Annotated in this window: 8 protein-coding genes; 5 read left to right on the forward strand and 3 right to left on the reverse strand. The window is 46.8% G+C overall.

The genetic code is table 11. The features are described 5' to 3' along the window. Window positions 1–66 precede the first annotated feature (66 nt). Window positions 67–645 (reverse strand): hypothetical protein, encoded by a 579-nt coding sequence (locus E5S67_RS20640; RefSeq protein WP_172190269.1) that lies wholly within the window; start codon window positions 643–645, stop codon window positions 67–69. 361 nt (window positions 646–1,006) lie between these two features. Here E5S67_RS20640 and E5S67_RS20645 point away from each other — a divergent pair, with 361 nt between their 5' ends. Then, window positions 1,007–1,339, forward strand: coding sequence for a DUF565 domain-containing protein (locus E5S67_RS20645; RefSeq protein ID WP_172190270.1), 333 nt, complete (start codon window positions 1,007–1,009; stop codon window positions 1,337–1,339). Window positions 1,340–1,435: 96 nt separating this feature from the next. Beyond that, window positions 1,436–2,659 (forward strand): glycerate kinase, encoded by a 1,224-nt coding sequence (locus E5S67_RS20650; protein WP_172190277.1) that lies wholly within the window; start codon window positions 1,436–1,438, stop codon window positions 2,657–2,659. A 232-nt stretch (window positions 2,660–2,891) separates the two neighbouring features. Here E5S67_RS20650 and E5S67_RS20655 read toward each other — a convergent pair whose 3' ends face one another. After that, the gene (locus tag E5S67_RS20655; protein ID WP_172190271.1) at window positions 2,892–3,257 is read right to left on the reverse strand and encodes a hypothetical protein; all 366 of its coding nucleotides are present in this window, start codon (window positions 3,255–3,257) and stop codon (window positions 2,892–2,894) included. Window positions 3,258–3,584: 327 nt separating this feature from the next. On the opposite strand from E5S67_RS20655, the gene E5S67_RS20660 reads away from it, so the two are divergent. Continuing rightward, window positions 3,585–4,112 carry an orange carotenoid protein N-terminal domain-containing protein gene (locus E5S67_RS20660; protein WP_172190272.1) on the forward strand — a complete coding sequence of 176 codons (528 nt, stop codon included), beginning with the start codon at window positions 3,585–3,587 and terminating at the stop codon, window positions 4,110–4,112. Window positions 4,113–4,570: 458 nt separating this feature from the next. Here E5S67_RS20660 and E5S67_RS20665 read toward each other — a convergent pair whose 3' ends face one another. Continuing rightward, complete coding sequence (locus tag E5S67_RS20665) at window positions 4,571–6,439, reverse strand: PAS domain-containing protein (RefSeq protein WP_172190273.1); 1,869 nt, start codon at window positions 6,437–6,439, stop codon at window positions 4,571–4,573. 398 nt (window positions 6,440–6,837) lie between these two features. Between E5S67_RS20665 and E5S67_RS20670 the strand changes: the two genes are divergently transcribed. Continuing rightward, window positions 6,838–7,557 (forward strand): response regulator, encoded by a 720-nt coding sequence (locus tag E5S67_RS20670; RefSeq protein WP_172190274.1) that lies wholly within the window; start codon window positions 6,838–6,840, stop codon window positions 7,555–7,557. Between the two features lie 485 nt (window positions 7,558–8,042). Continuing rightward, complete coding sequence (locus E5S67_RS20675) at window positions 8,043–9,695, forward strand: alpha-amylase family glycosyl hydrolase (protein ID WP_172190275.1); 1,653 nt, start codon at window positions 8,043–8,045, stop codon at window positions 9,693–9,695. Window positions 9,696–10,052: the final 357 nt, after the last annotated feature.

Here is a 10,052-nt window from a genome sequence, read left to right on the forward strand (position 1 = left end):
CTATTCTCAAAAAGACCGACTCAATCGGCTTTCTAGACCAAAATCTCGGCACCTGCAGCTAAGGATTCAAGGCTGCAAAATTAATTGCCATTCTCCGGTTGTGCTGTTCCAAGCCGGCGAGGCTGTCTCCCCGGCGACGTAAGGCCCCCAGTAGCGGCGAGAACCATCCTGAGCAAAAACAACCAAAATGTCTCCCTGTTTGATTTGTAGCTTGCCCTCCGGCAGCGATAGCATCAGTCCCTTGCCGCCGCCTTCCCCCGGCGCAAAATCCCAGTGCGCCGGTTTGCCGTAGGATTTCTCGGCTTGCCGTTTCGACAGCAGGGCCACTCGCACTGGGTGTTCGCTGCGGTTGCTGACACGCAGACTGCCGGTGGCATTAATATTTGCAGGGATTGAAGACAGCAATTCCTCCTCTGACTCTGGGGGGGTTGGTATTGAGTCGGGTTTGGGCTTTTTGGCAGTGTCTGCCGAAGCTGTCGCGACTCCGGAAACGGGGGGTGTTGGGGGGAGTGCGGTGGCTGGGGAGGGCAAATCGCTCGGCCGATTTGAACCGTTGGAGATCGTGATTTCAAAACGTCCTAGAAACATTCCTGTAAATAGGAGGATCGACACTCCAATTACGATCTGGTAAATTTTAAGTTTCATAAATTTTAGGCTTAAAGGATAGACTGCACCCGCAATTAGTCATAACTATTTTTAATGTAGAACCCGGGGCTGCTGTACAACAAGATACAGTTACACTTAAGTAATTGACCGTTCTCGGCTATAAGTCGGCGATCGCTCAATACCATTTTAGATGTTAAATCTTAGATTTTAGATTGGGACATACTGACCCCGGTAACGATTTGGATTTTGTCGGGAGCAGCATTTTTTGACTCATCGGTATAACTTTTAATACCAGTTTTAAAACAAAATACAACTATAGACCCGCGATCCAAACCTCAATAGTCATTAGTCATTCCCAATCGAAAATCTCGAATCTCGAATCTCAAATTGTATAACTTTTATGCAGAATACCCGAATTAACAGATTGATTGATGTTCTGGGCGAGCGATTCCGAGGCTGGCTGAGCAATCCTTGGCGGCGGATTTCCCTCCTGCTAATTAGTCTGCTGTTCGGCACTTTTTTGGGAACAGCTATTTCGACGATCGCCGGACAATCTGCTGATTGGGATATTATCGTGGCGGGGCTGTTGGTGTTGTTGACGGAATTCGCGAATTGGCTGGTTTACGCCGGCCCGCGGCCTGTAGCCCGTTCTTTTTGGGTGGAGATGCTCCATGCTCTGAAAATTGGCCTGACTTACAATTTATTTGTGGAGGCTTTCAAACTAGGCTCTTAAAAACTTTTTGAATCGGCGCGGGTTTAGGATGAAATATTTGTCAGTTGCGGATAGTATTTGTACAAAACCAGCCCCCGCCTAGAGAGTTTTGAGCTGATGAATCGATCGACTGCAACCCCTGTTGACATTTTACACCGGTGGCAAGCGGGCGTTAGCGAAGCCCGCCCCTACGGGGGCTACGCCAACGAAGAGGATCGCCCGTTAGCGAAAGCGTTGCGATCCGAAGGAAAGCCCGCGAAGAGGATTGCTCGCGACTTCGAGATCCTGGCAAGTTGGGAACTTGCGGATGATGTGCGATCGCGCGCTTTTGGCATTACTCCCGACAATGCAGCCGATGTTGTCCGCTGCAAAACCGATTTATTCTTTTCTCTTCTGGACGAACTGCATACTTTGCCGCTGAAATCAACTGTTTTTCTCGAAACTTTGTGGAATCTTTGGCTGCCCCTGGCAATGCAATTATCGACTGAAAAACAAAGTTTAAACCGTCCTTTAATTCAAGGAATTTTAGGAGGGCAAGGAACGGGAAAAACTACTTTATGCGAAGTTTTGAGGCTGATTCTAGAAAAATTAGGATATTCTACTGTCAGCCTTTCTTTAGACGATCTTTACAAGACTTATGCCGATCGCCAAAAACTCCAAAAAGCAGACCCGCGTTTAATTTGGCGCGGCCCCCCCGGCACTCACGATATTGACTTGGGAATCGCAGTTTTAGATAAGTTGCGCCGTTCTCAAACTCGCGAATTAGCAGCAGTTGACAATCCAAAGTCTGATGCCCTAAAACCGGATATAATTAAAAATATAGAAATTCCCAGGTTTGACAAATCTGCCTGTGGAGGTGCAGGAGATAGAAGTCAACCGGAAATTATTTCCGGTGCGGATATTGTACTTTTTGAAGGTTGGTTTGTCGGCGTGAATCCGGTGGTTGATGCCAAATTGAACGAGTTTTTGGCGGGTGCACCGTTTCCGATTTCCACAGAGGGCGACTGTCAGTTTGCGCGCGATATGAATGCGAAGCTGCACGACTATTTGCCGCTGTGGAACCGATTAGATCGGTTGATGGTTTTGTATCCCCAAGATTATCGCATTTCTCAAGTGTGGCGCAATCAGGCGGAACAGGAAATGATGGCGGCGGGGAAGTCGGGAATGTCAGAGGAAGAAATTCATCGGTTTGTCGAATATTTCTGGAAAGCGCTGCATCCCGAGTTATTTATTAAGTCGATGGTTGAGGAGGGCGATCGGGTGGATTTAGTAATTGAAGTTTTGAGCGATCGCACTGTCGGCCAAATTTGTCGGGCGATAGACTTAAATTTAAGCGATTAGGGAGACTTAAAATTAACGCTTAAAGGACACAACAATGTTGTGTCCCTACCCTATTGCAGCCTTAAAAGACACAACATTTTTGTGTCCCTACAGTATTGCAGCTTATCGTGCATTCAATTGAGAATTCAGAAGTTATGAAAAAAGTGGTTTGACGCGCGAATTATAGGGGTAAGGCGCGCCATAAGCACTCTACAATACAGAGGTTTTGCATTGAGGATGGAGAATTTCTAAATTAACTGCCGGGAGTACCAAGATCGATCGCTTTGTCGATCAAATCGTCGGTAACATCGCCCGGTACACCTGCGGGATTAACTTCCTGAGCCATCGAACGAAAATCAGCGGGATTGCTGCTGGAATCAGCCGGCTTTGCGACCTCTTTAGCAGCCGGAATATCCAATTTAGGTGCAGTTGCAGCGGCGGCAGCTTCGGCGCCGGCACCCGTGCGATCGATTTCACTAACGCTAAATTCTTTTGAAGCTTCGTAGTCTGCTGATACATTAACGGTCGGCAACTGTTGCTCTCCAGCTTCTGCGCTTTCAGCGATCTGAGCAGCATCAAAGCTTTCAGTGTCATTTGGTTCTGTATTGATTTCAGACATAGCCGACTCCTTGGTAGTTTTATTTAACAATTCACTTTATCTATCTTTACTTAAATCCAATGCTTTTTCATCTACCCGCAGATGTATCGTTGGCTTGTATCTTAAGGATGATTTATTATAGGATAGCGGCTCAACATTACATCAGTTTCTGAAAGAAATGCGAGTTTATGCAAGCTCCAAACCCATACATACTAAGCTATTCCCTATTGTTTAATCTCAAATCTCAAATCTCAAATCTCAAATCGTATTACCTCTCGGGGATGGTGACTTGCACTTACAAATATTGATATTCATATATTCTGGAAGCATTTTTAAGGAATTTGATTTATGAACTCGCCCGCCGCGACCAATCCTCACTCTCTTTCCAACGACACTCAAAACATCGTTCAGACAATCAACGGGTTGGGTACAGATGAAAAACTGGCGCTTCTCTACTTTGTTTATGAAAAAATGGGAGATTCAATTACACCAGCCGCTCCCGCCGCCGCTGAACCTGAATTAGCTCCCGTGCTGCTCGATGATTTTTACAAGCTTTCTCATGACGAACAACTGAATATAATGAGAGGTATTGTCAACCGCGACAACACGCCGTATTCTCACGCTTACGGAGCTTTAACTGCTAACAATCAGTTGCTGGTTTGGTATGCTTGGGCTATTGGTATGGGGGAAACAATTGTCGATATCCCCGAAGGATATGAGGCAACAGAGGCTGTCAATGGCGTGTTGGGTCAAATTGAAGGTCTTGATTTTGAACAGCAAATTTCGGTGCTGCGCGACGTAGCTAATAGTATGGGCTACACCGATGTTAAACCAATTGATACTCAGGCAGAAGTAGGGAAAACTTCTAGTCTTTAGATCGGACTTGGCGGTTCAAACCGCTGCATAGAGTCAAACACAGTCTGCGGCTCGACTGATCTTCGCCTAACGTCCTCCGCAGACTGAAGAATAAAGGAGGGATTAAAACCAGATTTTCTCTAATTAGCGGGCATAAATAAACCTCATTATGTCCGCAGGTATGTATACTAAATCCGGTTTTAATACTTGCTTTTTTTATTTGCACGGCTGTAGTATGTCATTGCCCGCGATCGCCATTGCTTGGCTATCTCTCGCAGCAATTACATTACTCTTGAGGTCAGCAATCTGCTGTAAATTTAGTACCAGTTTAAAAAAGTCTTGCTACAATCATCAATCTTATACTAATTATTAAAAGTCGCAGAACCCCGCGATCGGCTTAAGGCTTGCCGTTTCCCTACAGCGGCTCGCGTAGAATATATAGCCCTACTTTTGAGAATTAGTATAAAAAATGTTTGCAGTCAGGACTGGAGTTTGTTAGGGTTAGTAGTTCGCAGAAATTCTATCCGAAATGTCGAACCTTTTTTGGGTTGGCTTTCGACCGTAATTGTGCCGTCCATCATTTTGACTAAAGAGGCACTAATGGCTAGTCCTAAACCGGTGCCTGGATATTGGCGGGTTGTGCTTTGGTCGGCTTGATGGAATTTGTCGAAAATTTCGGGCAGTTCGGTTTCACCGATGCCGATTCCTGTATCCCGAACGGTGATAGTTAGCCGATCGCCATTTAATTCCCGCGCCTCAATCCAAATACTGCCCCGATGCGTGAATTTAACCGCGTTGGAAATGAGATTGACCAAAACTTGTCGCAGACGCCACTTGTCATTAACTATAAGCTGATTCTGCAAGCACACGCTGACAAACATTGCCACATTCTTTTCGGTGGCTTGATTTCCGAATTCTAGGGCGACATCGATTACTAAATGCCCTAAATCAAATTCTTCAGTTTCTAATTCTGTGCTGCCGCTCTCGATTTTGGAAAGGTCGAGGATATCGTTAATCAGCACTAGCAGGTTTTGGCCGTTATCTAAAATGCGCCCCACCATCTCTGTTTGCTTGGGGGTCAGCAATTGTTTGTGCTGGCGCAGCAGCAATTGGGAAAAGCCGATAATCCCATTCATGGGAGTTAGCAATTCGTGGGACACGGTGCCCAAAAATTGCGATTTTAACTTGGCTGCTTCTAGCAGTTGCAATTTTTGCTGTTGAATCCGCCGGCCCTGATTTTCCAGTTCTTCCTGCTGGCGAATTAGCAGCTCGTTTTGCAACTCTAAAAGCTGTTCCTGCTTTTTTAATTTTTCGATCGCCCGCGCGCTGTTAATTGCCATCGCAGCTTGTTTTCCCATAACCGCCAGCAGTTGCTGAGTTTCCCTGTCAATCGCCGTGCTGTCTTTCCCGTTGCCGATCGCCAACACGCCCAAACGCCCGGTTTCCCCCGACTCGATCGCCGCTGCACAGGCCGCCGCCGGCAGCCAGCCGTCGCACTCCGATCGCCACAGTAGAGACTCTCCCGTCGCAAATGCTTTCCACAGCAGCTTGTTTTGCACGTGCGGAATTTTGCCCGCACGTGCAAAGTTTTCCACGCCCCCGACAGCCCTGAGTTTCAGGCCGTTGGAATCGCTCTCCGGGAGGGCAACCAGGCAAAATTCAGCTCCGGCGATCGCTTCTACAGTCGCGTCCGCGATCGCTTGCAACAACTGGCACAAGTTACCCGCGCGCTGGCTCAACAGATTTGTAAATCTCTCGATCGCCCGCAAATCATGCCCAGCGTCCATTAGCGTCTGGGCTTGGCACAAATTTTCTGCTCTGAAGTTAGCTTCCGAGCGCGCTTGATGGCGCCAAAATTCTGGTTCTGCTTGCAGCTCGGCTTGAGTTTGTTCGATCGTGTCCATATCTCTGTAGGTTCCCACCCACTCCACAATTTCCTGATTGTCTGGGTTAGCGGGCGCTCCTCTGGCCAGGTTCCAGCGGTAAGTGCCCTCTCGCGTTTGCAGGCGAAATAGAATTTCGTAACTTTCCGGCGGGAACTCAGAAGTGCGCGCTTGCGCCAACAGACGAGCGCGGTCTTCAGGGTGAACGCGCGCCAAGTAGCCGAAACCCAAAGCTACTGCTGCTGGTACCCCCGTGTACTCCTCCCAGCGCTGACCTAAATAAGTTGCCCAGCCGTTGGCATTTGCTTTCCAAACAATGTCAGGAATTGCCTGTAACAGGCGATCGTCCTGAGTTTTGCTGTCGCCAACTTGCTGTAAAGGAGAGATTATATCAGATACTTCCTGTAATATTTCCGCGCCGGAAAACTCCGAGCGAAAAAAGTTATTGCCGTGAGAGTGACTCATAAGAGGTTTTATCAATAAGCATTGAACTTGAGCCCTAACAACGGCTAAAGACTCATGCTGCTAGCTTTATTGATTTTGACGACCCAAGTGCATCAAAATTTTTTATACTTTAAATCTATCTGGGTAGTGGTATCTTTACCTCTATCAAGGGGCGGACAATGGCATTATTCAGTTAAACTATAAAAACATTGACAGCTTACCTGTCCCGATCGGACTCGTGCAGGCGATCGCCGCAAAATAACTTGAAACTTAGCTTGCTTTCTTGGCGGCTGGATGAGTATGCTTAAAAATGATGTGCGGCCTGTCAAACCCTAAATCCGGACACGTTCTCAAATTTGCTCAGCCAAGCTGAGTCAATTGACGATATTTTTAAAGTTTAGCGGACTATTGGAAAAAAGATGAGTAAAATTCGCGTTGCTTTGATAGAAGACCACGACCTGACAAGAGTCGGCATCCGCACAGCTTTACAACAGCGTGACACGATAGAAGTTGTCGGGGATGCCGCTAACGCTACTGAGGGATTGAAACTGCTTCAGTCTTCAAAACCTGACGTGGCAATTGTAGACATTGGCTTGCCGGATTTTGACGGTATTGAATTGACACAAAAGTTTAAAAAATCGGTAGCCGAGTCCGATCCGGATACCAAAATTTTGATTCTGACTTTTCAGGACAATGAAGAAGAAGTTCTGGCAGCTTTTGCCGCCGGAGCTGACTCTTACTGCATGAAAGATATCAGCTTCGATCAGTTGTTGGATGTAGTAAAAGTAACTCACGAAGGTAACTCTTGGATCGATCCGGCGATCGCCCGCATCGTCCTGAAACAAGCTCGCACTAAGGAGTCAGCGCCGGAAGAACCGAAGGCTGAGGGCAAAAGAGTCACAATTAAGGCTGCCGAACCCGAGTTCAGTCACATTATTGAGACTTACCCTTTAACCGAGCGGGAATTAGAGGTTTTGGAACTGATCGTGCAGGGTTACAGCAATGCTGCAATCGCCGAAAAACTGTACATTACTGTCGGTACAGTCAAGACTCACGTCCGCAATATTCTGAACAAGCTGTGCGCTGATGACCGCACTCAAGCAGCCGTTCTCGCCCTGCGTTCTGGCTTGGTTGGATGAAGCCTTATCATCAGGCAAAATCAAGTTAAAAGTAGGGTGCGCAGTGCGCACCTTACTGCCGAAAATGTAGGAGCCGCACGAAGCACCGGCTGACTAATTGTTGCCGAAAAATTAAGGTGCGCCCGGAGTACCGATCGGCGAATTGCTTCCTGTTAAAAAAGGCTATCATTTCAAATTGCATCTATCCCAGTGCAGATATTTTAAATAATATTTGTATTAATTAAATATACCTTAAGATAGATGCGAAATAATGGTCAGTTTAGTATTAGTTATTATCGAGTAATAACAAGTTAGATACATTCCGATCGCACTGCCGATATTGCGCAATTTCACTTCATAAAATGCAGCGGCAGAGGCCAGATTACCATACTTTTAGGAATAGTTAAGCCTTAAAGAAATTATATCCGCAGAGCGATGCAGAGTTCGCTTAAATTTGCAAAATTAAAAGTATCAACTGCTACTGAAATATTTTAGAAAGAGGTATTATGGCCGCTCCAATTGAATTCAAGTTATTTGCTCCTTACAACAAAGGAGCTACCTTGATTGGCTCTTTTTCTAATTGGGAAGACATCCCGATGGAAAAGGACGAAGAAGGTTATTTTCGCACGCGAGTTGAGTTGGAGGATGGCGTTTATCAATACAAATTTCGCGTTCAGTCGAAAAGCTGGTTTCTGGAAGCCGATCAGTGGGTAGATGTGGTCGATCCCTACGCGACTGACATCGACGATCCCACTCAAAACGGCCTGGTTCGGATCAAAGATGGCGATCGCATTGTCGATACCTACGTCTGGAAACACGACGACAAACCGCTGCCGGCCGATCGGGAATTAGTGATTTACGAAATGCACGTTGCCGACTTTTCTGGCGGTGAAGCCGATCCCCTGGCCCGCGGCAAGTACAAGCACGTCGTCGAAAAACTCGATTACCTAGTCGAACTCGGCATCAACGCGATCGAACTCATGCCCCTCAAAGAATACCCGGGCGACTACAGTTGGGGCTACAACCCCCGCTACTTCTTCGCTGCCGAGTCCAGCTACGGAACCACAGAAGAGCTCAAAAACCTGATAGACGAGTGTCACGGCCGCGGCATTCGCGTCATCATGGACGGGATTTACAACCACTCGGAAGCGTCGAGCCCCCTCACTCAAATCGATCACGATTATTGGTACCACCACGAACCCCGCGATCCAGACAACAATTGGGGCCCGGAATTTAACTACGAATTCTACGACGAAAACTTAGGAACTTTCCCGGCGCGCAGATTTGCTGGCGATACAGTCCGCTTCTGGATTCAAGAATATCATCTCGACGGCATTCGTTTCGACGCCGCGCGACAAATTGCCAACTACGATTTCATGCACTGGGTCGTTCAAGAAGCCAAAAATGCCGCCGGCCCCAAACCGTTTTACACCGTTGCCGAATACATTCCCGACGAGCCCAGCATCACCAATCTAGACGGGCCGATGGACGGCTGCTGGCACGACAGTTTCTATCACTCCATAATTCCACAACTCTGCGGCGACAATTTTGATTTAGAACGGCTCAAAGAGGTAATCGACTGCAAGCGGCAAGGTTACTTGGGTGCTACGAATGTAGTGAATTATCTGAGCAATCACGACCACGATCGCCTTTTTGCCGAATTGGGCGATCGCGGGATTTTGGATGAAGCAGCATTCAAGCGGGCGAAGTTGGGAACCGTGGTGTTAATGACAGCAGTTGGCGTGCCGCTGATTTGGATGGGCGAAGAATTTGGCGAATACAAAGCCAAAACAATCGAGCAATCTAAAATTGACTGGACGCTGCTAGGAAATGACATGAATAAAGGTTTGTGGGAATACTACAAAGGCTTGATTCACCTGCGCAAAAATAACCAAGCACTTTACACAGAAAACATCGAGTTTTTCCACGAAGACCCCGACTCGAAAGTTTTTGCTTACGCTCGCTGGAACGATGAAGGTTCGAGAGTTGTAGTAGTGGTGAATTGGTCGGAAAATTATCTAGCTGGTTACAGCGTTCCCCACTTCCCGGAAAACGGAACTTGGCACGAATGGACGGGGAATTATGATATTGAATCGGGCGATAACAATCTTATAATCGACTTGCCGGAATACGAAGCGAAAGTGTTTGTTTGGCAGTAAGCTTTCAGGCGTCGAAAGCACTGATTCGCCCTTCAAAAATATGATGACTAAAGTCCTAACTACCAACCCTCAAAAAACTGTTTGTAGTAAGGACTTGAGTTTTTTATTAATTCCCCCAAACTCCCAGAAAGGATGCGATCACTACAAACTTATAAGGGTTATTTGACAGCTTTTTATCTATAGCAACCGCCAAGACGGTCAGGACATTTTTAATCGCTGAAACCATTGCTATTACTGCTTCTTCCTTCTTCCTTCTTCCTTCTTCCTTCTTCCTTCTTCGTTCTTCCTTCTTCCTTCTTCCTTCTTCGTTCTTGGTTGTTCGTTCTTAGTGCGGCTTGCTGGTTGTTAATTTGTTTG

The sequence above is a fragment of the Microcoleus asticus IPMA8 genome (assembly GCF_013179805.1).
In the GTDB taxonomy this organism is placed as follows: Bacteria; Cyanobacteriota; Cyanobacteriia; order Cyanobacteriales; family Microcoleaceae; genus Microcoleus; species Microcoleus asticus.